Consider the following 25,294-nt stretch of genomic DNA (forward strand, 5'->3'; position numbering starts at 1 on the left):
AAAAAAAAGACGCCCGCGAAGCGGACGATTTTTTGCGATTTGCGGGGCGAGGCCAAGGAGCCTAGGGGCGAAGCGGCCTAACGGCCGTGAGCCCCGTAGCGACGCCGGCATCGCCCCGCAAATCGTGAAAAAAATGCGCAAGACTGGACTCGAACCAGCACGCCGTTGCCAGCGCTAGCACCTCAAGCTAGTGCGTCTACCAATTCCGCCACTCGCGCACAGAGGTCACAAACACAGATACTATACTCTATCGCATGTTGGGGTCAAGTGCATCTCGCAGACCGTCGCCAATATAATTGATGGCGAGCACGGTTACGAGGATGCAGATGCCTGGAAAGACCGCCGCCCACCAGGCGGTCTGGAGATTGGCCTGGGCGTTGGCGAGCATATTGCCCCACGACGCGGTCGGCGGCTGGATCCCGAAGCCCAGATAGCTCAGGGTGGACTCCAGGATGATAACGTTGGCCACATCGAGCGTGGCCTGCACGATGATCGGCGCGACCGCGTTGGGCAGCAGGTGGCGCAGAATGATGCGCATGTCGCCGTTGCCGACCGCGCGAGCCGCTTCGGTGTACTCGCGTTCGCGAAGCGAGAGGAACGACGCGCGCACGAGGCGGGCGACGCCCGGCCACGAGAGAGCGCCGATGATGATGACGATCACCCCGAACCCGAGCGATGCCTTACTCGAACTCGCGGCGACGATCGCCGTGAGCACCAACAGCAGCGGCAGGAGCGGAATCGAGAGAAAGACGTCGGTGATTCGCATGACCACGTAGTCGATCCAGCCGCCGTAGTAGCCCGCGACCGCACCGAGCAGGGTGCCGATCACGATCTCCATGATGACCGCAAAAACGCCGACCGTCAGGGAGATGCGCGCGCCGTAAAAGAGGCGGGCGAGCAGGTCGCGCCCGACTTCGTCGGTGCCGAGCGCGTGGTGGGCGCACTGCGCGTGATCCTGGAAACAAGGCGGCAACGGCGTGCCCTGCCAGGCGCTGTCGATAAAGTTCGGATCGAACGGCGAAAGCTGCCGCGCGAACACGGCCGCCAAAATCATGATCAGCAAAACGACCGAACCCGCCATCGCCAATTTGTGCCGGCGGAAGCGTTTCCAAACGGTGTTTTTACTAAGTTCGAACTCTTCTTCAACGACCAGAGGCTGGTTGATCGGGGTGCTCAAAGCCATGGGTGCAGACCTCTAATCGTACTTGACGCGCGGATCGAGCCACGCGTACGCAACGTCGGCAAATAGATTGAACATGACGACCAAGAAGGCGTTAAAGATGAGATACCCCATCAATAGCGCGATGTCGCTCTGTCCAAGGCCGTTGTAAAAAAGCCGCCCCATGCCCGGCCACGCGAAGATCGTCTCGGTGACGATCGCGCCGCCGAACAGCCCCGGCAGCGAGAGCGCGGTGACGGTGACCAGCGGAATGAGCGCGTTCTTCAATCCATGCTTGAAGATCACCGTGCGCCGGTCGAGCCCTTTGGCCGACGCCGTGCGCATGTAGTCGGTCTTCGTTACTTCGAGCATCGACGAGCGCATGAAGCGGCTGTAGAGCGCGACGAACAAGAGCGAGAGCACGATCGCCGGCAAGATCAAATGTGAGGCTCGATCGGCGAGATTGAACTGATCCATACTGGAGATACCGGCAGACGGCAATTGAATCGCATAGCCGAATCCGAGTGGAATCCCGTGTACCGCAAACGCGAGCTGCATCATGAGTGCGAACCAGAAGACCGGCATCGACTGGCCGAAGAATGCGAACGTCGTGATGAAGTAGTCCCACGCCGAGTACGGACGCACGGCGGAAAAGAGTCCGGCTCCGACGCCGATGACGAACGAGATCACAAACGAGGTGGTCATCAGTTCCAGCGTCGCGGGCAAGCGATCGAGGATCGCCTGCAGCACCGGTTCGGAGTTGCTGGTCGAATACCCGAAATCGCCCGTGACCACGTGCCCCAGCCACACGATATAGCGGTACCAGATCGGTTTATCCAGCCCGAGGTTATGTTTGAGGCGCGCGATGTCGGCCGGGGTGATGTGGGGGTTCTGGAGGTACGGCGCGAGCGGACCGCCCGGCGCGTTGTTCAAGATGATATACAGGATCAGCGAGATCAGAATCAGCAGCGGTATAGACTGAAGCGTCCGCCGGACAATGTAGTTTAGCAAGTTTTAGAGGCGCTCCGGCCCGGATTGAACTGCTGACATGAATCTCCTAGTGATCGACCCGGACGAACCGCGCTAGTTTGGGTACGGTTTGCCCTTCCCCTTTTATGAACGCGGCTATGCAGCGGCCAGACGGCGCAGGCCCAGCAGGTCGCGAGCTTGGTCGGGCGTGGCGACCGGGCGGCCGAGTTCGCCCGCGATTCGAACGACGCGTGCGACCAGCTCGTCGTTGGTAGCAAGGCGACCCTTCGAGTAGTAGATGTTATCCTCAAGGCCGACGCGCACGTGGCCGCCCATCGCGATCGCGACCATCGCCATCGGCAATTGCTGGCGCCCGATCCCGGCGACCGACCAACTGCATCCCGGCGGCAGATAACCGACCAAGTCGCAGAGGTTCTCAACGGTTGCGTCCAGCCCGCCCGGCACGCCGAGTACGAGATCGACGTGCTGGGGGAATTCGAGCAGCCCTTCCTTCTCCAAGCGGCGGGCGTTGGTAAGGTGACCTTTATCGAAAATCTCGAGTTCGGGCTTCACACCGAACTCGTGCATCTTCGCCAGGATTCCGCGCATGATCGGAAAGCTGTTCTCGAACACCTCGTCCCCGAAGTTGACCGTTCCGCAGGTCAGTGTGGCCATCTCGGGACGCAACTGCAAAACGCTCGCGCGTTCGAGCGGCGTCATGCCGATCGCACCGCCGGTCGAGAACTGCACGATGAGGTCGCTGCTCGCCCGGATCGCTTCGTACGCCGCTTTGAAGCGGTCCACGTCGTGCGTGTTGGCGCCGTCGTCGGTGCGGCAATGAACGTGCACGATCGACGCGCCGGCCGCGCGACAGGCACCGGCAACGTCGCCGAGCGCGCTCGGCGTAACCGCCAGGTGCGGCGTTTGCTCGGGCGTGAGTTCTGCGCCCACGGGGGCCACGGTAACGATCAGGGGATCCATACGAAGCTACCCTTCGCCGTCGAGGGCCCGGCGCGCTTCTGCGATCAGGGCGGCATCGAGCCCGAGCAATTGCGCGAGGGCGATTGCGTCGGCCGGGCGTTGCCTCTCCCCCGTGACTTCGGCGATCGCGTACTCCATCGAGGCGGCGAGCGCCGCCAGCGCTTCGGCCAAGTCGCCGGACTGCGGCGCGAGCGGAATGTTTCGCAGACCGCGCACGGCGAAGTGCCGCGCGCCGCTCGCCTCGGCAATGCCCGCTAAATGCGTTGCGATAAACGCGACGCGTCCGCGCTCGCGCAGCGCGCGCACGAGCGCCACCAGCAGCGCCTTCCCCTCGTGCGGCGTCGTCGTGCGCGCGAACTCGTCGACCAGCAGCAGCATCCGCGGTGCCGGGCGCGCGAGCAGGTCGCGCAAACGCACCACCTCCTGCGCGAACGACGAAAGCAATCCACCGGCGGTTTCGTCGGTGCCGATTCCGAGCCACGCGATCTCGTCGAAGAGCCCGACGCGTGCGTCGCGGGCGGGAACCGGCAGGCCGAAGGCGACCAACAGCGCGATGAATCCGGTCGTGCGCAACGCCACGCTCTTGCCGCCCATGTTCGGCCCCGTCAGCACGGCGACGCCGTTGAGATCGAGCGCGATCGGCTCGTACGTGCGCCCCTCCCGTTCCAATTGCGCTGCCAGCGGCAAGAAGCGCGCGTCCGTGTAGGTGACGGCCGGTCGATCGACGATCTCGGGAGCGACGCATGCGAAGCGTTGCGCGAAGCGCACCTGCGCCATCGTGAGATCGAGGCTTCCCAAACGCTGCAGCAGTAGCTCGAACGTGCGGGCGTGCGCCCGAACGATCGCGCCGAGCTTGGTGCGCGCCGATTCTTCCGCCTCCGCGACGGCGACATCGGCGCGATCGCGCCCCTCGAGCGCGGAGAGCGCCGCTTCGTCGTGTTCAAGCTCGCAGAGCAGATAGGTCGGGGCTTCGCGAACGACGTGGATGCCTGCGGGGAGCGAGCCGTGCAGATCCGCGCGCATGAGAATGAATTCGCCAGCGGCGATCTCGTCGCGATTCAGACTCTTCGCGACGCGCGCGGCGAGACGTGCGCGCGCCGCATCGTACTGCGCCTGCGCGTCGTCCGCGGCGATTCGCGCCCGCGCGAGCGCCGGATCGTACGCGTCGGCGAGGTAAAAGCCGAACTTACCCCGCCGCCCGCGTTCGAGCGCCGCTGCGAGATCCGCAAGATCGTGCATCAGCGCGCGCAGGGTGCCATCCGGCTCGGCCAAGAGTCCGCCGATGCGCGCGGCCGCGTCGAGAACGCGCTGTACTTCTAAAAGATTCGCGTCGGCGAGCACGTCGCCCATCGCGGCGCGCGCGATCGCCGCGGCGGCGTCCGGAGCGGCGCGCAGCGCGTCGCGAATCGCGTCGACGCGCGATGGATCGAGCGTTTCCGCGAGGCGCGTGATTCGAGCGACCCGTTCGCGGGCTTTCGATTCTTGACCCGGCGAGAAAGGGATGAGTTCGTCGAACGCGCGCCGCCCGTATTCGCCGACCGGTTCGAGTTCCGCGCGCAGCCAATTCAGCGCGAGCGCGGCGCGCGTGCGAGCGTCGGCGAGCGCCTCGAAGTTCACGCCGCCACCGCGCTTGCGTACACGTCGAACGTTGGTAACCCCGTGGCGCCTGCAACCGCGCGCGCGAAGGTGCGCGGTTCGAAGTAGCGCTCGCGGCCGATCGAAGCGACGGTCGCCGCCACGACGCGCAGCGGCTGCTCGCACCGCACGGTCAACCGATCGATCAAACCGAGAAAGGCCTTCCCGCTCACGGCGATCTGCGTGGGATGACGCACGACGATCTGGCGCGACTCGCCTTGCGCGAGCAGTCGCGCGGCGTGGCCGGGCGTGAGCGCACCATCGACGAGCAGAAACGGCGCCGTGGGATCGTAGGCCGGTACGCGTAAGCGGCCGACGAGCGCGCGCACGTCGTCGATCGCATCGTCCATCGTCGTCGCGCCGCTCGCGCCGGTCGCTACGACGATCGCGTCGTCGCCTCCGGCAAGCGCTGCGACCCGGTCGATCGCGCCGTCGACGATCGTCTGCTCGCATCCGAGTTCGCGCAGCCGCTCGACGCAAACGCGGATTCCGCGCGCGCTGGGCGGTCCGGCAATCTCGAAGTAGCCGGCGCGCGCGACTTGCGCGTAGACGAGCGTCCCGGCGGCGGTACGCAGGTCGGAGAGTTCGAGCACGATACTCGCCGGGTGACGTGGCAGCGTTTCGCGCGCGGTCGCGAGGATCGCGCCGGGGCGCAGAAAGAGCCGCGGCTTCGCGGAAGAATCGGCCACGTCGAACGCTTCGCCGTCGCGTCCGATCGACGTGACGCCGTAGGCGATATCGCGCGCACTCGCAGACTCCAGAATCGCTCGGACCGTAACGGTCTTGCCGACGTTCTTGCCGGTACCCACGACGAAGAGCGAACGCACGCCGCCGGCCCTCGCGAGATCGAGCAGCGCCGCACCCGCGTTCATCCGTGCCCGGCGAGCCGCAATGCGATGAAAGCGACGCCCGTTAAAGCCAGGACGATTCCGGCCCAGAGTTCGGCGCCTTCTTCGGCGCGTTTGCCCAATCGCCGTCCCAGCATCAACCCCAGCCCCGTTGCGCTAACCGAAACGATGCCGATGATCGCGAGCGAGAGCACGACCGGAACGCCGATGTACAGAATCGAAAACCCGATACCGAGCGAATCCAGACTGATCGAGAGCGATGCGACGAGCAATCCCCAGCCGCGCGAGAGGTCCAGGGGCGTGCGCTCCTCGAGGTTGCGCGTACTCTCGTAGATCATGTACGCACCTAAGCCGATGAGGGCCGCGAAGCCGATATATCCCGCGACGTCGCCCAAAAATCTGCCCGCGACCGCGCCGAGTCCGGCGCCGATCACGTTCATCGCGATCTCGGCGCACGCAAACGCAATGCCGATGCGGATCTTGACGTTGCGCTCCACCCCGCGAATACCAACGCCGACGCTCACGGCAAACACGTCGAGAGCCAGCGATAGGGCGACCGCCAGAATTTTGAGCAGGGGCATCGACCCACTCTGCGAGCTAGGTGAGAGGCTTCCCTTGTGCGGCCGGCATCGCTGCCGCCAGCAAACCGTTCACCGCGGCACGCAATTGCGAGATGGTAAACGGTTTATTGAGAAACATGTTCGCGCCCGCCGATTTGGCGCGCCCGTCCATCGCGTAATTCGTATGCCCGCTGATCATGAGAATCGGGAGGTTTTGCGTACGGTCGTCGGCGCGCAGCCGCTCGATCAAATCGATGCCGGAGATGCCCGGAAGCATGAAATCGCAAATGATGATGTCGAACGGAGCCTCGTGACCGAGCGCGACGAGCGCACTCTCGGCGTCGTTGCGGATCACGATCTCGTAAGGGCCCCTCTTCAGTACCGTGTCGATCAGCGTGCAGATGGCAGGATCGTCGTCCGCAATCAGTACCCGCCACGTGCGTTGTGTCATCCTCGTGGCCGCATTCCGCCCCGGTCGAGCCCCTGCCTCGTGGTTCCTCCGGTAGTTTGGTAAAGGTTTTGTCACATAATCGGTTACGCACGGGCTCGATTTTTTTGCTGCCGACCGTGCTCCTGCTCTCGGTCATGCTCGGGCCCGTGCTCGTGATGCTGGCGAGCGTCCCTCCCGCCGACGTCGTCCGTGCGTTTTCCGCGCCCACGGCGCGCGATGCGCTGCAGACCTCGCTCGCGGCTTCGATCCTCGCGATTCTCGTCGCGTCGCTGCTCGGCGTCCCGGCCGGCTACGCACTCGCGCATAGCGGCGCACGCCTTCGCGGAGCCGCCCTCTTCGCGCTCGCGCTGCCGCTCGCGTTTCCGCCGGTCGCTTCCGGCATCATCCTCTTGCAGAGTATCGGAACCCGAGCGCCGCTGGGCGCGTGGCTCGCCGCGCACGGCATCGTCTTCGTGGATTCGCTGTGGGGCGTCGCCCTAGCGGAACTTTTCGTTGCGGGCTCGTTCGTCGCGATCACCGCGTGCGCCGCGTTCGCCGCCCTCGATCCCATCTACGAGGCTTCCGCGCGCACGCTCGGCGCCGGTCCGGTAACCGTCTTCGCGCGCATCGCCTTGCCGCTGGCCGCGCCCAACGTCCTGGCAGGCGTCTTGCTGGCATGGCTGCGCGCGATCGGCGAGTACGGAGCCACTTCCATCGTGGCGTACCATCCAACGTCGTTGCCCGTCGCGCTCTACGTCACGCTCTCGGCGCAAGGGATCGGGCCGGCGCTCGCACTCAGCTACGGGTTCGTCGTACTGGCGGTCATCGTGGTTGGCGTACAATGGGCGTTGCGCCACCGCGTCGTATAGCCCGTACTCGTATGACCGTGATCGATCGCCTGCTCTCGCCCGACTCCACATTTCAAAAGCGTTTCTTTTTTCTAGCCAAGCGCTTCGTCGCCGGTGAGACCATCGAGTCGGCGATCGACGCGGTTCGCCGCCTCAATGCCCAGGGAATGAGCGCCACGCTCGATTTTCTCGGTGAAGACGTTCTCGAACGCGACGCCGCGCTGAAGACGCGCGACACCTACCTCGCCATGCTCGATGCCATCGCCGCTGCGGGCGTGGACACAAACGTCTCGATCAAACTGACCGCGATGGGCTTGCTCGTAGACGAAGACTTCGCGCTCGAAAATCTCGGCACCATCCTGGAACGCGCGGGACACAACGCCGATCCCTTCGTACGCATCGACATGGAAGGCTCGCCCGTGACCGACGCCACGCTGCGCGTCTTCGAGCGCGCGTTCGCGCTCCACAAAAACGTCGGCGAAGTTTTGCAGGCGTATCTCAAGCGCACGGCTCGCGATGTTGAGAATGCGATCGCGCTGGGCGCGCGCGTGCGCTTGTGCAAGGGCGCTTACAGCGAACCCGCCGCGATCGCATTCCAATCGATGCCCGAGATTCGAGCCGCCTTTCTGGACGAGGCCGAAGCGCTGCTCACGCGCGGGCAGTATCCCGGGATCGCCACGCACGACCCCGGGCTGATCGACGCCGTAAAGCGCCTGACGAAAGCACGCGGCATCGCGTCGGATCGATTCGAGTTCCAAATGCTCTACGGTATTCGGCCCGAAGTGCAGCGCCAGCTCGTACGCGAAGGCTATCGCCTGCGCGTCTACGTTCCGTTCGGTACGCATTGGGCGGGGTATTTTTATCGCCGCATCGCCGAACGCAAAGAGAACGCGCTCTTCGTGCTGACCTCGATCTTTTCGAAGTAGCGCGAGCGAGTGCGCGCCGTCGTTCAACGCGTCACGCGGGCGTCGGTCACCGTCGACGGAGCGGTTGCGGGTGCGATCGAACGCGGACTGCTCGTCTTCGTAGGGGTGGGCGTTGACGACGCCGAGCCCGCGGCAAATCAGCTCGCGCAAAAACTGCTATCGCTGCGCATCTTTCCCGACGGCGCCGGATTGATGAACCGCAGCGTCGGCGAGGCCGGCGGCTCGGTGCTGCTGGTCTCGCAATTCACGCTGCTCGGCGATGCGCGCCGGGGACGGCGCCCGTCGTTTATCACTGCCGCGCGTGAGGATCGCGCGAAGCCGCTCTACGAACTCGTGGGGCACCTCGTCGAGCGCGAGGGAATCGTGGTGAGGTACGGCATTTTCGGCGCCGATATGGCCGTCGAACTCGTCAACGACGGCCCCGTGACGATCCTGCTCGATACCGCCAAAACGTTCTAGCCGTTGGACTTTACGGGCGCGCCGGCGGATAATACGACTCGAGAGTATGAACATTTCGGCGCGCGCCAGATCGCTTCGGGCACCGGCCGCCTTCGCGGCATGCCTGCTCGCGGGATGCGGCGGGAGCGGGGGATCGGCTCCCACGCTGCCGCTTCCGAGCGCTTCGCCGCCGGTCACCAACGCTACGAAGATCGACCAGGTCGTTGAGACGAATTATCCCGGCGGCTGGGGAGTCGAACTAGCCGTCTATAAGAACGGCCGGCCGGTGTACGTAAAGGGCTACGGGCTGCGCGATCGGGGTCTTCCAGACTCGTTCGGCGGACACGATTTCTGGGGCCTTACGCAACCGGATGTGCTTTTGCATCTGCAGCGCGGCGTCTTCGCCCCCGACGCGAACACGATCTTCGATCTCGCATCGGTGAGCAAGGAGTTTACGGCGGCGGCGATCTTGTTGCTGCAACAAGATGGGAAACTCTCCGTAAACGACCCGCTCTCGAAATACTTTCCGAGCTTTCCCAACGGGCAGCAGATCTCGCTACTCTATCTGCTTCAACACCGCAGCGGCCTCGTCGACTACAACTCGTTCGGCCAATACCCGGATTTTAGCTCCGCGTACGCGGCCTTCGTGGCGGGCGGCTCGGCCGACTACCGGCCGATTATCGATCTGCTAGGAACGTTTCCGCTGCGGTTCGCGCCGGGTACGCAATACGACTACAGCAATTCCAACTATCTCTTATTGGGCGCGATCGTGGCGCAGGTCAGCGGAGAGCCGCTCGGAGCGTTCTTAACGCAGCGCATCTTCGGGCCGCTCGGAATGACGCAAACGCATCAAGGTTTTCCGGCGTCCCCGGTTACGGATTTCGCGTTGGGCTACGCCGACTACGGCGCCGGGCCGCAGCGCACGTGGCAACCAAATCTGCAATTTCTCGCCGGACCCGGCGGGCTCACCTCGACGGCCGGCGATCTCGAGAAGTGGGATCGGGCGGTGAACGCACCGGGATTGTTCGCGCAGGCGACGCTCGCGCAGATGTTTACCCCCGGGCCGTTCGCGCAATCGTACGGCGCGTACGCCGACGGATGGTTCGTAAGCTCGCTGCAAGGCCATCGCTTCATTTGGCACGACGGCGACGTAACCGGTTATCAAACCGTAAACGCAACGTTTCCCGACGACGGAATCGATATCGTCATCTTGACCGACGACGGCTCGGGGCTCGATCCGTATTATGTGATCGCGCCCCTCTTTCCGATCGTGCTGACGATGGCGCCCGCGAGTTAGTGCCGCAGCGTATCGCTCGTTCCGTCGAGGTACTCCAAGCGCGTTGCGATGCAGCGCATCGCCGGCCCCAGCGCGTGCGAATCGCCGCCGCCCGCCACCGTAAAGCGCAGGTTCTGCGTTTGACCGGGATCGAGTTCGCGCGTCACCTTCGCCTCGGCGTTAAAATGCGTGTAGCGAAAATCGCGATAGAAATCCACCCGCGCGACGATGGCGGAGATGGGCTTCGAAGCGTCGCTCTTGACGCGCGCGTCGACGGCGAACCCTCCGGGCGTCGCAACGGCCCGGCACCCATCGAGCGTAACGGGCAGATGCGGCGGCCCTCCGCAGGCCGCCAGCGCGCCGGCCGCGGCCAGTACGGCCAAGGCGCGAACGGCCCTCACTGCGGGGAGTCCGCGATGCGTTCGATGCGCACGATCTTGTCCGATTCGATCAATCGCGCGAGAACGTCGAAGCCGCCGATAACGCGCCCGAAGACCGTGAAGTCGCGATTGAGATGCTCTTGCGGCGAGAGCGTGATGTAAAATTCCGAGCCGGCCGAATCCCGAATCGCGTGCGCGTCGGGCGGATCGGTATAGTTCAATCCCATCGAGATCACGTAACTGTCCTGTTCGAGCGGGTTCTCCTCCGCCGGTATCGTGTATTTCACGTCGCTGTTGCCGTCGATGCCGCCGCCGGTCTGCACCACAAAATCCGGCACGATTCGAAACCACGGATTCGCATCGTAATACCCGCGTTCGGCGAGGTTCGTAAAATTCTCGACGGTGAGCGGCGCCCACTCCGGATAGAGTTCGACGTACACGTTGCCTTTGGTCGTAACGATTCGCATCCGCGGGTGCGGGCCGCGCGCCGGGCCGGTAAAGGCCGCGGCGCCGCTCGGATCGAGGCGGGGCTCGCGGCGGATCGCATCGGCCGTCGGCGCGAGCGGCGCGCCGCTCGCCGCCGGCCGGGGCAGCGCGGGCAGCCGCGCGAAGCGGTCGGGCTCGACGGCCGGCAAATGAACGGTCGCCGGAATAGACTTGAGATGCTCGCTTACCGGCTCGCCGCGCAACGCCTTGATCGATTCGGCCGCCTGCTCTTGCACGCGCCACGATGGATCGCGCAGCATCGGATCGAGCGACGCGATCGCGTCGACGTTCTTTACGCGGCCGAGCGCGCGCACGGCTTCGATGCGCACCACGTCGTTGCGATCGCCGAGTCCTCGCACGATAACCGCACGGGGAACGCGTATCGCATAGCCGCGGTAGATCGTCCACATGATGTGCCACCGCACGGAGGCGTCGGGCTCGCGCGGAAACGCTGCCGCCAACGCACGCGACGCGGCGTCGGCCGCCGGTCCACTCTTGAACGCTTCCATCGCCGTTGCCGCGCGCGATCGCAGCGTCGGATTGCGCTCCCGTAGAAGCGCCTGCGCGAGGACCGCGAGAGACGAACGCTCGTTTTGAGTGGAGAATGCGTTCGCGCTCTCGAGTCGATCCGCCGCGTCGTATGCGGCGACGCGTACCGCCTCGCTGCGATCGACGAGGGCTCGCAGAACGTCGTTTGCCGCGTAGCGCGTCCCGATGAGGCCGAGCGAGTACACGCACATCGCCCGCATCGCGCCGTCACGATCGTGCACGTGCGCGCGTAGAAGAAGTATACCGGCCGGTCGCTTCGATCGCCCGATCGCGAGCGCCGCCCGAATGGCGACGAGCCGATCGGGGCCGTTGAGGAACGCTGCCAGCCGGCCGTCGCCCAGCGAGCGGGCCCGCTCGAGCTGGGTAATCTGGACCTCCGGACCGGCCGGCGAAGGCGCAGCGCCTAGGCAAAACAAGAGGGCGGTCGCAGCTAGGAGCGAGGTAAGCGCGCGGTAGGCCAACGTAACACCAACTTTCTCGGTCGGACTTGCGTTCTAGTATATGGAGCATGAGATTGCCGTCCTTCTGGGGCGGCGCAAAGAACCGAGGTTAAGAAAGTCCCTATGAGTACCCCAAGTAACCCGCAACCCAAAAAAGCCGGTGGCGGCATGACCGTCCGCGAGGCCGGTCAAAAAGGCGGCGAAACCGTCAAGAAAAAATACGGACCCGAGTTCTACGAGATGATCGGGCGTAAAGGCGGCCAAGCCACCAAGGAAGCGCACGGCCATGCGTTCTACGAAGAGATCGGCAAGAAGGGCGGCAAGAAGGGCGGCGAGGCGACTCGCGACCGGTACGGCCCCAATTTCTACGAACAGATCGGACAAAAAGGTGGCCAGAAAGTCAAAGCGCTCATCGAAGAAGGCAAACGGGCAGCTGCGGCAGCAGCCGCTGCGGCGCTGCCGATCGAACCCGAGGAGCGCAAGCGCGCGAGCTAATCCTTTGCGCGGGGCACTTCTAATCCTGGCGGCCGCCGGACTCTCGCTCGCGATCTTCGGCGGCGCGGGCCCGGCGCTGGCGATCCAAACGAGCGGGAGTCCTCGGCCTTCATCGGTGGCGGCTCCGACCCCGCAACCGCTACCGGCCAACGCAACCGAACTCCCGCTCGATTCGAGCCTCTTCTTCGTTTTGGACGGCACGATCGCTTCGAATTCGTCCAAGGCGGGCAGCTTCGTGCGCGCGCATCTGCGCGATCCGATCGTGCTCGACGGCGTGACCATCGCCCGTAAGGGCGCGCCGGTGCAGATCGAAGTCGTGCAAGCCGAGGGCGCGCAGATCGGCAACGTCGACGGGTCGGTCGAGATCTATTTCGAGCCCCTGACGCTCTCCGACGGCAAGACGTTAACCCTCAACACGCCGACCGAGCATATCGACCCGCATATGAGCTCGGGACAGGCCAATACCCGCGGTATCACCGACACCGTAGGCGACATCTTCGTGCCGTACCACGCCCTGTATCACATGCTGCGTAAGGGCCAGCAGGTCGTATTGCGCCCCGGCACCGTGCTGCGGGCGCGAACCGCCGAGAACCTCGCGCTGCTCGGGGGTTCGGTCGAACTCGCGACTCCGCCGCCGTTCTCGTACTCGAGCGACAAGCCGCAGTCGCACTTCGCTCCCGTGCCCCTGGCGACGCCGAGAGATAATCCGTTCTCGACGCCGAAGCCGTCCCCCACGGCATCGCCGTCACCCATACCGACGACGACGCCGTCACCGTAAGCTAGAGAACGGAGAAGACTTCTTTATGAAACGTGCGCTTTTCGCGCTCGCACTTCTTGCGCTCGGCGCAGGTAGTTTCAATCTAAGCGCCACCGCCGCCGCCAAGCTCTCCGACAAACCCATCGGCAAAGAAATCGCTTTCGTCACCGGGATCCAGCACGATCTCAACACGCGCTTCTCGACCCCCGCAGACGCCGAGAAGGCCGGCTACTTTCGCTTCACCAACGAAGACGACACCGGCGCGATCAGCTACGCGAACCTGCATTGGACGAGCGCGGACCCGCAGCATCCGAGCCAACTCTGGTACGACGTGAAGGGTAATCTGCTCGGCGCGGATTTTTCCGTGCCGCTCACCAAGACGCCGCCGCACCTCTGGGGCGTGAATCCGGCGCGCTGGTCGAAGTTCGGCCGCCCGCACGTGCACTATATCCTCACCGCCCCGGCCGGCAACGGACAATACGGCCATGCCGTCAGCGGGCGCGCGTTTGTTAAAGCTGGCGGCAGTCTCGCCGACCCGCAGGCCGCGACCATCGTCAAGTTGGGGAAAGCCAAAAGCGCCTCGACGGTTGCCAAGGTCTTCACGTTTCCCGCCGAGTGGGATCTCATCGTGTGGGTGAAGGCCAACCCCAGCGGCGCGTTCGCCGATAAGAATCCGCTCGTTCACCCAACCAAAAACGCCGGCATGGGCTCGATGTAAGGGACCCCGAGCTTACTCGTTGCTCCAGTAGTCTTTGAGCGCTTTCCCGCGTGAGGGGTGGCGCAGCTTGCGCAAGGCCTTGGCTTCGATCTGACGGATGCGCTCGCGCGTCACCCCAAACTCCTGGCCGACCTCTTCGAGCGTGCGCTGGTGGCCGTCTTCGAGTCCGAAGCGGAGCACGAGCACCTTTCGTTCGCGCTCGGTAAGATTTTGCAGCACGTCCTGCATCTTTTCTTTGAGCAGCATGACCGACGCGGCTTCGGCCGGCGCGACGGCCTCCTGATCTTCGATGAAATCGCCGAGATGCGAATCTTCCTCTTCGCCGATCGGCGTTTCGAGCGAGATGGGCTCTTGGCTGATCTTGATGACTTCGCGGACCTTCTCCGGCGTCAGACCCATCTCGGCGGCGATCTCTTCGACTGACGGATCGCGGCCCAGCTCTTGCAGGAGCTGGCGCGAAATCTTGATGAGACGATTGATCGTCTCGACCATGTGTACCGGGATCCGGATCGTGCGGGCTTGGTCTGCAAGCGCTCGCGTGATCGCTTGGCGTATCCACCAGGTCGCGTAGGTTGAGAACTTGTAGCCCTTGCGATAGTCGAATTTTTCGACCGCCCGGATCAGACCGAGATTGCCTTCTTGAATCAGATCTAAGAAGAGCATGCCGCGGCCCACGTACTTCTTCGCGATCGAAACGACCAGTCGAAGATTCGCTTCGGTCAATTGACGTTTGGACTCATCGCCCTGCGTGACGATCAGCTGATTGGTCGTCCCGTTATTGAGCAGCTCTTTCTCACCCGCTTCGATGCTCATCGCCAGACGTTTTTCGTCTTCCATCGAGAGCAGCGGCACGCGTCCGATTTCCTTGAGGTACATCCGGACGGGATCGTCCAGCGCGAGCCCGGCCGGAATGACTTCCTCGGGGCGCTCGTCCTCGGTCTCCGGCTTCTCTTCTTCTTGTTCCTCGACGACGTCGATGCTCACGCCGTTAAGCTCGGCCATCAAGTCTTCAAATATTTCGGCTTCGTTTGCGTCTTCGTGCGTTTCGACATAACGGCCGACCTCGACGTTGATCTCGTCGATCGTTACGGATCCGCGCTTCTTGCCGCGCTCGACGAGGCGCTTTTTAATTTCTTCAATCGTGAGTACGGGTTGCTCCGCCGTTGCGGCGCCGCCGGCTGCTTTCTTACGTGCCATTGTTTTGTTCTCACCTCCCTTCGTTTTTTTGGTTGTTCTTTAACTTCGCTACCAGGGTATCGTATTCAGTTCGCAGGTCCGGCCCGATGACTTGCCCGCTCGTAATGAGTTCGTCAATTTGCCGGGACAGTTCCTGATAACGCCGGTCCGCATCCTCGAGTTGCAGCCGTTCGACTACTCGCTCCAGATGGGCCCGCCGCTGCGCCGGATCGGCATACCGCACCGTCGAGCTGCGGTCCCGCTGCCCGAGCGACGAGAGCTCCGACGCGCTCTGTATATCGTCGGCAAAAATCGCAAAAACATCGCCCGTGTCGGTGAGCCGGTCGCCGTGCTCCACGATGGTTTCGTAGATGCGCCGGTAAATCTCGTTTCGGAACCGAGCCGGCGGAATCCGATCCCCGAAGTCTCGCACGAGCGAGGGATCCTCGAGGAAGATCGCGAGCACTTCGCGCTCGAATGACGTCGGCTGGATAGTCGTCGCGACGTGGCGACTGCCTTGGGCGCCCGCCGACCCGAAACGCGGCGCAAAGCTTTGATTGTTCGCGAGGAAACGGCTATTCCGGAGGTCGTTCTCGTTAACCTTCAGCCGTTTTGCGATCCAAACGCGCCACCGATCCCATTCGGCGACGGGCGTCATCTCGCGGATAACTTGCTCGGCCTTGCGCGCGATTTGCGCGGGCGATTCGAACCCCGTGCGCAAGCGTTCGACCTGCGCGTCCAAGCGGAACTCGATCGACGGCTTCGCGCCATCGAGCAATGCTTTGAAGCCGGCGGATCCGTGCACCCGAACGTAGCTGTCCGGGTCTTCGCCATCGGGCAAGAGGACGATACGTACGCTCGACCCGCTGTGCTCCACGACGCGCGTAGCAACGTCGACCGCCTTCGTTGCGGCGTTTCCGCCGGCCGTATCGCCGTCGAAACACAGATAAATGTTTTCCGCGTACTTGCGCAGTTCGCGCGCCTGGTCTTCGGTAAACGAGGTGCCGAGCGCGGCGACCGTATTTTCAAATCCCGCCTGATGTAAGGCGATGCAGTCGAGATACCCTTCGACGACGATGAGCGTATGCTCGGCGGCCGCGGCGCGGCGCGCCACGTTTAGACCGAAAAGATGCCGGCCCTTCGTATAAACGGGCGTCGTCGACGTGTTGAGGTATTTCGGTTCGCCCTCGCCCAAGATGCGGCCGCCGAAGGCGATGGCTTCGCCCGTCGTCGCGTAGGTCGGCACGATCAATCGATCGCGATAGAAATCGTAGAAGCCGCGCTGGCCGGCTTTGACCAATCCAGCGCGCGCCGCCAGTTCCAGATCGACCTTGTTGCGCTGCAGCTCGTCGGTAAGTGCGTTCCAATCGTTGGGCGCGTAGCCGAGGTGGAAGCGCTCGATCGTCGCCGGCGTGAAACCGCGCTGCTCGCAATAGGCGCGCGCGCGCTCACCATCCGTACTCCGTAACACGCGCTCGAAGAATGCGGTTGCGATCTGGTTGGCTTCGTAGATGGCTTCGCGCTCGGAGCGCGCCCGCGACGTGCCGGGATCCTCCGGTTCGACTTCGACCCCGGCGCGCGCCGCGAGGATACGCACCGCTTCGGGGAACGGCACGTTCTCCAGTTTCGTAACGAACGTAAAGACGTCGCCGCCCACGCCGCATCCGAAACATTTGAAGAAGCCGCGATCGGGATGCACGTGGAACGAGGGCGTTTTTTCCCCATGAAACGGGCACAGACCGACGAGATCGTTCCCCCGCTTGCGCAGCGGAACGTACGCGCCGATGAAGCTCGCGATATCGATGCGAGCCAAAATCTCCCGTTTCGTTCCTTCGTCAATCCGCATAGAGTCTGAAGATGATTCGAGCCACCCGGCGAATGGGCCCTCGATGAAGCGGATTTTCGATCCGATCCACCATTTTATCGAACTCTCGAGCGCCGAGGCGCGCATGCTGGACACGCCGGTACTCCAGCGTTTGCGCCGCTTGCGCCAGCTTGGCTTGGCCTACCTGGCCTATCCGTCGGCCGAACACTCGCGCTTCAGTCACGCGCTGGGAGCGCTCGCTATGGGCACGCGCGTCTTCGACGAGGTCGCGCGGCGCGGGCGCGAATTCTTCCGCAGCGAGCCGGAGCTCGAGTATCAGCGGCGGCTCGTTCGCGCGGCGCTCATTCTGCACGACATCGGGCACGGCCCGTTCAGCCACGCCTGCGAGGCCGTGCTCGGGATCGCGCACGAAGCGCGCACGCGCTCGCTGCTGGAACTGCCCGAGATGCAGGCGCACCTGACCGATCTCGACGTGGACTCAAACGACGTCCTCGGGTTGATACTCGGTTCGGCCGAGAGCCGCTACCCGGTGTTGAGCGAGATCGTGAGCGGTCCGAACCTCGATGCGGATCGCATGGATTACTTACTGCGCGACGCGTACTTTACCGGCGTCGCGAACGGCCGGTACGACTCCGACCAGCTCGTCGGTTCGCTGCGCCTTTTCGAGGTCGACGGACGGCTCGTGATGGGGATCGATCATCGCGGCGTGGTGGCCCTCGAATCGTTCGTCCTGGCCCGCTACATGATGTTTGCCTCGGTCTACTTCCACCACACGACTCGAATGTTCGAGCGCATCCTGCAGCGCGTTTTACGCGAGCTGTGGCCCGACCCGCACGCCCTCGACCCGATCGATGAGTTCTTGCGCTGGGACGATTTCCGCGTGCTCAACGAATTGCGCGATTCGCCTTCCGAGAACGCCCGCGCGTTGCGCGAGCGCGTCCGCGTTTACGCCGTCGCCGCCGAGTTTAACGCCGAGGCGGATCTGCGCGCCTATGAGGCCTGCGAGACCGCATTGCGGGCGGCCTTCGGCGACGCCGTGTGGGGCGACGAGCAGTCCCAGGTGCTCCACCGCTTGCCGTTGCAAGCCGACGACGATCGCCGCACGGTTTGGGTGAGTTCGAGCAGCGGGGGAATCGTCGACGCCCGCGTCGCGTCAGACCTGATCGCGAAGCTTTCGGGCAAGGCCCACTGGCGCAAACTCTTCGTCGAACGCTCCCGGGCCGACGTCGCACAAGCGCGCCGGATCTGCCGCGACATCGTCGCCCGGTGCCAATAACCTGGCGCGCTGCGGCGCCCTGAAAGGATTGCGCCCGAGCGAGCGCAAGATTCGCAGATGAAGAGCATCGTGCGCGCTTGCGCTTTCGCTGCATTCGTTTTTGCATTCGCCGGGCTGCGCAGCCTCGCGTTCGACAGCGTCGGACTGAACTATTCGAGCGTAACCGTAAACGGCGTTCCGGCGCCGTACCACGTGCGAGCCGATCGTCTTTCCGTGGACTGGCGCAACCGGCCAAAACGGGCGACAAGCTTGCGATCGTCGCCACGTATACGGCGCGGCCCGTGCGCGGCATCTACTTCATCCGGCCGGACAAGTATTATCCGCATCTACAGCCCGAAATCTGGTCGCAGGGCGAAGCGGAAGACAATCGCCGCTGGTTTCCAACGTGGGACGAGCCGAATCAAAAGACGCCTGTCGAAACGATCGTAACGGTTCAAAAGGGCTGGACCGTCACTGCCAACGGTCATCTGAAATCGCATACGACGACCGGCGCTACGACGACCTGGGACTGGGACGCCGCCGCCGTTCCGGCGCTTTCGACGATCGAAACGACCGACTCGGAGCCCGGCGTCCGCAACGCCGCCTGGGATGCCGTCGCCGACATCAAAGACAACGCCAAACACGCAAAGCACAAGATGAAGTAACGCTCGTCGTTCGACAGGCTCCCGTCCTTCGACAAGCTCAGGATGACAAAAAAAGGGGAGAGCTACCACTTGTCATCCTGAGCCTGTCGAAGGACGGAGCCTGTCGAAGGACGGAGCCTGTCGAAGGATGGGGCGCGCTTGTGGTTAGTGGTTGGGGTGCGTGCGGTCGTATTCGATCGCTTGATCGAGTTGCGCTCGGGCTTGCTGGAGCAGCGAGATCGCAGCGACGCGGTGGCCGCCGTAATCGTGCTGGTCGTGGGAGAGGCGATCGATCACAACTTCGAGGCGACGGCGTTCGCGCAGCAGGTTTGCCGCGCTGCCTCGCTCGCCGCGTTGATACATCGTATGGGCGCCCGTATTCGGCGCCGACGGGATCGTCTGCGCCGCCGAGCTTGCAATCGATCCGATCGCTAACGCGCCGGCGAGTATGCCCGTGCCGAGAAGTGCCTTGATATTCATGCATTACTCCTTTGCAATAGTGAGAACTATTCACAAGAACGCTAGCAAAAAGAAATGGGGTTCCGCCACATTGACGCAACCCCGTATCTTTAACCTCGATCTAAGCCGCGTTTCAGCTTATCTTCATATTCGCGTTATTCGAGCGCGCCGATCGCGGCCTGCGCCGCCGCCAAACGGGCGATCGGGACGCGATACGGCGAGCACGATACGTACTCGAGCCCGAGGCCGTGACAGAACGCAACGCTCGAGGGCTCGCCGCCGTGTTCGCCGCAAATGCCGATCTTGAGATCGGCGCGCGCTCCCCTCCCGCGGCGCACCGCTTCTTCCATAAGCGCGCCGACGCCGCGACGATCCAGCACCTGAAACGGATCGTCCTTGAGGATCTTCAGGCGCAGATACTGTGGAATGAACGACGCCTCGGCGTCGTCGCGGCTATACCCATAGGTGGTTTGTGTTAAGTCGTTGGTGCCGAAGGAGAAGAACTCTGCGTGAGCGGCGATCTCGTCGGCAACCACGCACGCGCGCGGCAACTCGATCATCGTTCCGACGTGATACGCGAGGGTCGCGCCGCGCTCCGCCAATACCGCATCGGCGGTCGTGCGTGCGGCCTCGGCGGTAAAACGCATCTCTTCGGACGTGCCGACGCCGGGAATCATGATCTCCGGCCGTACGTCGAGGCCCCGCTCGAGCAGTTCGCAAGCGGCTTCGAAGACGGCGCGAACCTGCATGGCGTAAATCTCGGGATAGACGATGCCGAGACGGCAGACGCGTAAGCCAAGCATCGGGTTCTGCTCGTGCAATTGCTGCACGCGCTTGAGCACCGCCGCACGCTCCCGGTAGGATTCGGAGTCCTCGCCCTCGCGCACGCGCAGTTCGGTGGTCTCGACTAAAAGCGTCTCGAGTGACGGCAAGAATTCGTGCAGCGGCGGGTCGAGCAGCCGGATCGTCACCGGATACCCCTGCATCGCCTCGAGGATACCGAGAAAATCTTCGCGTTGGAACGGCAGCAGCTTCGCAAGGGCGGTCGCTCGCGCTTGCGGCGTGTCGGAGAGAATCATCGCCTGTACGACCGGCAAGCGGTCCTGCTGCATGAACATGTGCTCGGTACGGCAGAGCCCGATACCGGCGGCACCGAGTTCGCGGGCCTTGCGCGCGTCGGCGGGCGTGTCGGCATTGGCCCACACGTCGAGGCGGCGCTCGTCATCGGCCCACGATAAGTACGTTGCGAGCCAGTCGGGCAGTTTCGACGGTGGATCGATCAACGCGAGCTTGCCGGCGATCACGTTTCCGGTCGTTCCGTCGATCGTGAGCCAGTCGCCCTGCGCAAACGTCGACGCGCCGATCGCGACGGTCTTGCCGCGCCGGTCGATCGTTAAGGCATCGCAGCCGGCGACGCACGGTTTGCCCATCCCGCGCGCCACGACTGCGGCGTGCGACGTGGCGCCGCCCTTGGCGGTGAGGATACCGCGCGCCGCGATCATTCCGTGAACGTCGTCGGGGGTCGTCTCCACGCGAACGAGCAGAACGTCTTTGCCGCTCTCTCCCCATTCTTTGGCGGTATCCGCATCGAAGACGATTTGGCCCGCGGCCGCCCCCGGCGACGCGTTGAGCCCCGTACAGATAACGGTAAACGCTTGACTCGCATCGATGCGCGCGTGGAAGAGTTGGTCGAGCGACTGCGCGTTCACCCGTGCGAGCGCCTCCCGCCGATCGATCAAGCCTTCGGCGACCAGATCGATCGCAATCTTGACGGCAGCTTCCGCGCTTCGTTTCGCGTTGCGCGTCTGGAGCATGTAGAGCGTTCCCCGCTCGACGGTAAACTCCAAATCCTGAACGTCGCGATAGTGCCGTTCGAGTTTGCCCGCGATTTCCACGAATTGCTTGTAAACTTCGGGTTGGGTTCGCTGCAGGTCCGAGATTTTCTCAGGCGTGCGAATTCCCGCAACGACGTCTTCCCCTTGTGCGTTGCGCAGATACTCACCGAAAAGCGTCTTTTCGCCGGTATTCGGGTCGCGCGTGAACGCGACGCCGGTGCCCGAATCGTCACCCATGTTGCCGAAGACCATCGACACGATATTGACCGCCGTACCCCAATCGTCGGGGATCTTGTTGAACCGGCGGTAGTCGATCGCGCGTTTAGAGTTCCAGGAGTCGAAGACGGCGCGAATCGCGAGATCGAGCTGCTCGCGCACGTCCTGCGGAAACGAGCGTCCGGAACGTTCCGATACGACGGCCTTAAATTCATCGACGAGCCCGCGCCAACTCGCCGCGTCGATCTCCGGATCGCTCTCGACGCCGAGCTCGGCCTTACGCGCCTCGATCTTCTCCTCAAAGTGTTCCTTTGGAATGGCGAGCACGACCGTTGAAAACATCGTGATGAAACGGCGATATGCGTCCCAGGCGAAGCGCTCGTTGCCGGTAAGGCGAGCGAGACCCTCGACCGTGGAATCGTTGAGACCCAAATTGAGGATCGTGTCCATCATGCCGGGCATCGAACTGCGCGCGCCGCTGCGAACGGAGACCAGCAGCGGATCGTCAACGTTGCCGAACGTCTTGCCGGCGCGCCGCTCGAGTTCGCGCATGGCGCGTTCGATCTGCGCGTCCAGCCCGTCGGGATACGTTCCGCCGGATTCAAAGAAACGGAGGCACGCCTCCGTCGTAATCGTGAACCCATGCGGCACCGGAAGGCCCGCCGCGGTCATCTCGGCCAGCCCCGCGCCCTTTCCGCCGAGGAGATCGCGCATTTTCGCGCTGCCTTCCTCGAAGAAGTAGACGTACTTGATCGGGTTAGAGCCGCTCCCGGAGGTAGCGGTCGAGTTGATCGATTGCAACACGTTCCTGCCTCATCGAATCCCGCTCGCGAACCGTCACCTTCTGGTCCTCGAGCGAATCGTAATCAACGGTCATGCACAAAGGCGTGCCGATCTCGTCCTGGCGACGATAGAGCTGTCCGATATTTCCCTCGTCATACTGCGTTCGAAACGTCTTGCGCAAAGAAGTTTCGATTCCCCGGGCGCGTTCGACCAGTTCGGGCTTGTTGCGCGCGAGCGAAAAGATGGCGGCTTGAACGGGCGCGATCTTGGGATGAAAGCGGAGCACGACGCGCTCCGTCTCCTTGCCGTTGGGATCGACGCTCTTCTCTTTCTCGTAGGCGTCGACGAGCATCGTAAGCGTCGTCCGGTCCATCCCGGCCGAGCTTTCGATCAATAGCGGCGTGTAATGCGACTTGCTCGCCTCGTCGAAGAAGCGCAAGTCCTTCCCCGAAAGTTTCATGTGCGCGTCGAGATCGTAGGTTCCTCGGTGCGCGATCGACTCGAGTTCGCCCCAGCCCCACGGAAAGAGGTATTCGACGTCGATGCCGGCCCTCGCGTAGTGCGGGCGCTCGTCGGCACCCAACTCGTAGAAGCGCAGGCGGTCGGGCTTTATACCGTAGTCGGCGTACCACTGTTTGCGGCGTTCGACCCACTGCCCGAAGATCTCGAGGTCCTTGCCGTCGTCGGGGACGAAATATTCTAGCTCGGCTTGCTCGAATTCGCGCACGCGAAACGTGAAGTTACCCGGCGTAATCTCGTTGCGAAACGATTTTCCGATCTGAGCGATGCCGAACGGCGGCTTCTTACGCGCCGTCTGATAGACGTTTTTGAAGTTTACGAAGATGCCTTGCGCCGTCTCCGGGCGCAGATACGCCGCCGAAGCCGTATCCTCCATCGGCCCGACCTGCGTCTTCATCATCAAACTGAAATTGCGCGGTTCGGTAAACGAATTTTTGCTCCCGCAATCGGGGCACTGCTCGTGATTGGGCAGATGATCGTAACGGAAACGATGCTTGCAAATCTTGCAGTCGACGAGTTTATCGTGGAACTCGTCGATATGACCGGAGGCTTTCCAGGTGAGCGGATGCATGATGATCGACGAATCGAAGGCTACCACGTCGTCGCGCAGTTCGACGTTTTCGCGCCACCATGCGTCTTTCACGTTTCGCTTGAGCACGGCGCCGAGCGGGCCGTAATCGTAGAAGCCGCCGATGCCGCCGTAGATCTCGCTGGATTGAAATATGAACCCACGCCGCTTCGCAAGCGCCGTGATCTCTTCCATACTTACGCGTTGTTCGGGAATCGCCGTCATAGAAGGCCTCGTTTTCGGCCGGTTCGGCGGCGAGCCTGCTAGCGAGTTCCGCCGCGATAGAGCCGTCCGCGCCAACTGACTCCGCGGCCTCCGGCGTAGCGACGGGTGGAGTTGAGGACGATTGCGACGGTCGTCGCGAGTCCGAGCGGAAGCCACAGACCCGAGCCGGCGCGAAAGCCCGAGCGGCGCATACCGATTTCGGCCGCGCCGGTCGTCAAGGCGATCGCTGCGATCATCAGCGCCGCCTGCCGGCGGCGTCCGCGCGCGAGAGCCCGAACGGCGAGCAGTTCGGGGAGCGGCGATACGCATGCCAATCCGGCCAACCCACCGACCAACGCGATGCGATTGCCGCGCGCGCCCAAATACATGTTCTTCGTAAATCCGTTCCAGATCTCGCGGGCGCTCCGGTACATGCGCGTGCGCACGAGATCGTTCGCTCCGGCGAGCATGATCCGAAAACGGCCGTCGCGCTTCATCAACCGCGCGAGTTCGTAATCCTCGGCGATCTCGCCGGCGACGGCGCGGTGGCCACCGATCGCGGCGTGAGCGGCGGCACGCATTAGAATGAATTGACCGTTGAAGAGTGCGACGTCGATTTTGCGCGGGTCGTTCATCGCGTCGAACGGTCCGATCGCAAAGGCAATAGTCCAAAGAATGCTCGGCAGCAGCGCGCGTTCGGCCAGCGTGCCAAGCTCTTGAGTAGTGAGCAGACTCAAGGCGTCGAGCTGGCGCTCGAGCGCGTATCGTACCGACGAAGCCGCGGCCAGCGGTTCGTGAAACGTGTCGGCATCGGTGAACAGCAGCCACTCGCCGCGGGCGATCGACGCGCCTTGATGAAGCGCCCACGGCTTGCCGACCCATCCGTCCGGCAGCGGTTCCCCGCGGGTAACGCGCAAGCGCCGGTCATGTTCGGCGAGCCGCGCGAGTATCTCCGGCGTCGCATCGCTCGATTCGTCGTCGACGACGATCACTTCAAAACGCGGATATCGTTGCGCCAGAAGCGATTGGACGCAGCGTTCGATCGAGCGCGCCTCATCGCGAGCCGGCACGACGATCGAAAGCAGCGGTAGATCCTCCACCGGTTCGAGCGCCGCAATGCGATCGTTCGCACCGCTCGCGAGCCGGAGCGACCGCCCGGCAAAGAGCAGCGCCGCAAGAACGGCCGCGCCTTCAAACGCCTTCACCGCCGTATTCATAGTCTTCACCCCCTAATCGATGACGAGATGCAGTGGATGCGAACCGTCATATCCACCCGCCCTTCGACAAGCTCGTCCTTCGACAAGCTCAGGATGACAGGGGCACGCACTCCTTTGTCATCGTGCGCCCCTTTGTCATCGTGCGCCCCCTTGTCATCGTGCGCCCTTTGTCATCGTGCGCCCCCTTGTCATCCTGAGCTTGTCGAAGGATGAGCTTGTCGAAGGACGGGACGGCGAGCTCGCGGCTTCGCCAGGCTCGTTAGTGCCGCGACTTCGCTCCGGCATACGTCGCGATCTGCCAATCGTTACCGCACGGATCGGTAACCATCGCGCGACGGTCTCCGTACGGGGTTTCTGCGGGTTCCTCGATCGATACCGCACCTGCCTGAAGCGCGCGGCGATAGCTTACATCGGTATCATCGACATAGAGATATAAAAAAGCGGGCTTTGGTTCTCGCAGGCCGCCACCAGTGCTAATCATCACAATCGAATCGCCGATTTTCATTACGGTCGGCACGTCCGAGCGATATTCTCCGGTCGCATCAAAAGCGTCGGTCAAAAATCGCACCTGCTTTGCCGGATCGCGAACAACCAGCCTCGGCGTGATGGTGTGCCACCCTTCAGGGACGTTGTTACTCATTGTGGCTAGCCTCCACCGTCGCGTTCTGAAACGAGAGCTATTTCACCTACGGTTGAAT

25 protein-coding genes and 1 tRNA gene are annotated in these 25,294 nt (G+C 63.3%); 9 read left to right on the plus strand and 17 right to left on the minus strand.

The genetic code is table 11. The features are described 5' to 3' along the window. Positions 1-134: 134 nt before the first annotated feature. The 8 genes from VIG32_07990 to VIG32_08025 all read right to left on the minus strand — a co-directional run bounded on the left by VIG32_07990 (position 135) and on the right by VIG32_08025 (position 6,603). Positions 135-218 (minus strand) — tRNA-Leu (locus VIG32_07990). A gap of 29 nt (positions 219-247) precedes the next feature. Beyond that, entirely contained in the window at positions 248-1,177 is a 930-nt protein-coding gene (opp4C, locus tag VIG32_07995; GenBank protein HEY8297946.1) for an oligopeptide ABC transporter permease, read from the minus strand. Positions 1,178-1,195: 18 nt separating this feature from the next. Beyond that, on the minus strand, positions 1,196-2,170 hold the full coding sequence (locus VIG32_08000; GenBank protein HEY8297947.1) for an ABC transporter permease: 975 nt from the start codon (positions 2,168-2,170) through the stop codon (positions 1,196-1,198). A 114-nt stretch (positions 2,171-2,284) separates the two neighbouring features. Next, the gene (locus tag VIG32_08005) at positions 2,285-3,109 is read right to left on the minus strand and encodes a 3-keto-5-aminohexanoate cleavage protein (protein HEY8297948.1); all 825 of its coding nucleotides are present in this window, start codon (positions 3,107-3,109) and stop codon (positions 2,285-2,287) included. 6 nt (positions 3,110-3,115) lie between these two features. Continuing rightward, entirely contained in the window at positions 3,116-4,726 is a 1,611-nt protein-coding gene (locus VIG32_08010) for a hypothetical protein (GenBank protein HEY8297949.1), read from the minus strand. Continuing rightward, positions 4,723-5,616, minus strand: coding sequence for a hypothetical protein (locus tag VIG32_08015; GenBank protein HEY8297950.1), 894 nt, complete (start codon positions 5,614-5,616; stop codon positions 4,723-4,725). Before VIG32_08015 ends, VIG32_08010 begins: the two co-directional genes overlap by 4 nt. Beyond that, positions 5,613-6,173 (minus strand): manganese efflux pump, encoded by a 561-nt coding sequence (locus VIG32_08020; GenBank protein ID HEY8297951.1) that lies wholly within the window; start codon positions 6,171-6,173, stop codon positions 5,613-5,615. Before VIG32_08020 ends, VIG32_08015 begins: the two co-directional genes overlap by 4 nt. 16 nt (positions 6,174-6,189) lie before the next feature. Beyond that, positions 6,190-6,603, minus strand: coding sequence for a response regulator (locus VIG32_08025; protein ID HEY8297952.1), 414 nt, complete (start codon positions 6,601-6,603; stop codon positions 6,190-6,192). Positions 6,604-6,671: 68 nt separating this feature from the next. Between VIG32_08025 and VIG32_08030 the strand changes: the two genes are divergently transcribed. Genes VIG32_08030 through VIG32_08045 form a run of 4 tightly spaced genes read left to right on the plus strand, consistent with a single transcriptional unit; the run spans position 6,672 to position 10,091 of the window. Next, positions 6,672-7,451 carry an ABC transporter permease subunit gene (locus tag VIG32_08030; protein HEY8297953.1) on the plus strand — a complete coding sequence of 260 codons (780 nt, stop codon included), beginning with the start codon at positions 6,672-6,674 and terminating at the stop codon, positions 7,449-7,451. A 17-nt stretch (positions 7,452-7,468) separates the two neighbouring features. After that, a complete protein-coding gene (locus tag VIG32_08035; GenBank protein HEY8297954.1) occupies positions 7,469-8,356 on the plus strand; it encodes a proline dehydrogenase family protein in 888 nt (295 codons plus the stop codon). A 9-nt stretch (positions 8,357-8,365) separates the two neighbouring features. Beyond that, the gene (gene dtd / locus VIG32_08040; GenBank protein ID HEY8297955.1) at positions 8,366-8,815 is read left to right on the plus strand and encodes a D-aminoacyl-tRNA deacylase; all 450 of its coding nucleotides are present in this window, start codon (positions 8,366-8,368) and stop codon (positions 8,813-8,815) included. 46 nt (positions 8,816-8,861) lie between these two features. Beyond that, positions 8,862-10,091 carry a serine hydrolase domain-containing protein gene (locus VIG32_08045; GenBank protein ID HEY8297956.1) on the plus strand — a complete coding sequence of 410 codons (1,230 nt, stop codon included), beginning with the start codon at positions 8,862-8,864 and terminating at the stop codon, positions 10,089-10,091. Here VIG32_08045 and VIG32_08050 read toward each other — a convergent pair. Both VIG32_08050 and VIG32_08055 read right to left on the minus strand, forming a co-directional pair. Beyond that, the gene (locus VIG32_08050; GenBank protein HEY8297957.1) at positions 10,088-10,453 is read right to left on the minus strand and encodes a hypothetical protein; all 366 of its coding nucleotides are present in this window, start codon (positions 10,451-10,453) and stop codon (positions 10,088-10,090) included. The two genes, VIG32_08045 and VIG32_08050, sit on opposite strands and share 4 nt — an antisense overlap. Positions 10,454-10,467: 14 nt before the next feature. Beyond that, positions 10,468-11,946 carry a peptidylprolyl isomerase gene (locus VIG32_08055; GenBank protein HEY8297958.1) on the minus strand — a complete coding sequence of 493 codons (1,479 nt, stop codon included), beginning with the start codon at positions 11,944-11,946 and terminating at the stop codon, positions 10,468-10,470. Between the two features lie 102 nt (positions 11,947-12,048). Here VIG32_08055 and VIG32_08060 point away from each other — a divergent pair, with 102 nt between their 5' ends. The 3 genes from VIG32_08060 to VIG32_08070 are packed head-to-tail and all read left to right on the plus strand — an operon-like array spanning position 12,049 to position 13,895. Next, entirely contained in the window at positions 12,049-12,420 is a 372-nt protein-coding gene (locus VIG32_08060; GenBank protein ID HEY8297959.1) for a hypothetical protein, read from the plus strand. A gap of 4 nt (positions 12,421-12,424) precedes the next feature. Continuing rightward, positions 12,425-13,198: a hypothetical protein gene (locus VIG32_08065; protein HEY8297960.1), complete on the plus strand. Its 774-nt coding sequence runs from the start codon at positions 12,425-12,427 to the stop codon at positions 13,196-13,198. A 25-nt stretch (positions 13,199-13,223) separates the two neighbouring features. Then, positions 13,224-13,895, plus strand: a complete 672-nt coding sequence (locus VIG32_08070; GenBank protein HEY8297961.1) for a hypothetical protein — start codon at positions 13,224-13,226, stop codon at positions 13,893-13,895. 12 nt (positions 13,896-13,907) lie between these two features. On the opposite strand, the gene rpoD is transcribed toward VIG32_08070, so the two are convergent. After that, positions 13,908-15,092, minus strand: a complete 1,185-nt coding sequence (gene rpoD / locus VIG32_08075) for an RNA polymerase sigma factor RpoD (protein HEY8297962.1) — start codon at positions 15,090-15,092, stop codon at positions 13,908-13,910. Positions 15,093-15,102: 10 nt separating this feature from the next. Then, positions 15,103-16,917 (minus strand): DNA primase, encoded by a 1,815-nt coding sequence (gene dnaG, locus VIG32_08080; GenBank protein ID HEY8297963.1) that lies wholly within the window; start codon positions 16,915-16,917, stop codon positions 15,103-15,105. A gap of 43 nt (positions 16,918-16,960) precedes the next feature. Between dnaG and VIG32_08085 the strand changes: the two genes are divergently transcribed. Together VIG32_08085 and VIG32_08090 are read left to right on the plus strand one after the other, a co-directional pair. Then, positions 16,961-18,172, plus strand: a complete 1,212-nt coding sequence (locus VIG32_08085; GenBank protein ID HEY8297964.1) for an HD domain-containing protein — start codon at positions 16,961-16,963, stop codon at positions 18,170-18,172. A gap of 77 nt (positions 18,173-18,249) precedes the next feature. After that, positions 18,250-18,816: a hypothetical protein gene (locus tag VIG32_08090; protein ID HEY8297965.1), complete on the plus strand. Its 567-nt coding sequence runs from the start codon at positions 18,250-18,252 to the stop codon at positions 18,814-18,816. A gap of 144 nt (positions 18,817-18,960) precedes the next feature. Here the strand turns inward: VIG32_08090 and VIG32_08095 are convergent, their stop codons facing one another. The 5 genes from VIG32_08095 to VIG32_08115 form a co-directional block, all read right to left on the minus strand. Further along, a complete protein-coding gene (locus VIG32_08095) occupies positions 18,961-19,275 on the minus strand; it encodes a hypothetical protein (protein ID HEY8297966.1) in 315 nt (104 codons plus the stop codon). A gap of 134 nt (positions 19,276-19,409) precedes the next feature. Further along, positions 19,410-22,109, minus strand: a complete 2,700-nt coding sequence (gene ppdK / locus VIG32_08100) for a pyruvate, phosphate dikinase (GenBank protein ID HEY8297967.1) — start codon at positions 22,107-22,109, stop codon at positions 19,410-19,412. After that, a complete protein-coding gene (locus VIG32_08105; protein HEY8297968.1) occupies positions 22,063-23,400 on the minus strand; it encodes a glycine--tRNA ligase in 1,338 nt (445 codons plus the stop codon). The genes ppdK and VIG32_08105 overlap by 47 nt, the downstream gene beginning before the upstream one ends. Positions 23,401-23,438: 38 nt before the next feature. Then, positions 23,439-24,596: a glycosyltransferase family A protein gene (locus VIG32_08110; protein HEY8297969.1), complete on the minus strand. Its 1,158-nt coding sequence runs from the start codon at positions 24,594-24,596 to the stop codon at positions 23,439-23,441. Between the two features lie 259 nt (positions 24,597-24,855). Beyond that, the gene (locus tag VIG32_08115) at positions 24,856-25,236 is read right to left on the minus strand and encodes a VOC family protein (protein HEY8297970.1); all 381 of its coding nucleotides are present in this window, start codon (positions 25,234-25,236) and stop codon (positions 24,856-24,858) included. Positions 25,237-25,294: the final 58 nt, after the last annotated feature.

The organism is Candidatus Baltobacteraceae bacterium (assembly GCA_036559195.1).
Classification (GTDB): Bacteria; Vulcanimicrobiota; Vulcanimicrobiia; order Vulcanimicrobiales; family Vulcanimicrobiaceae; genus JALYTZ01.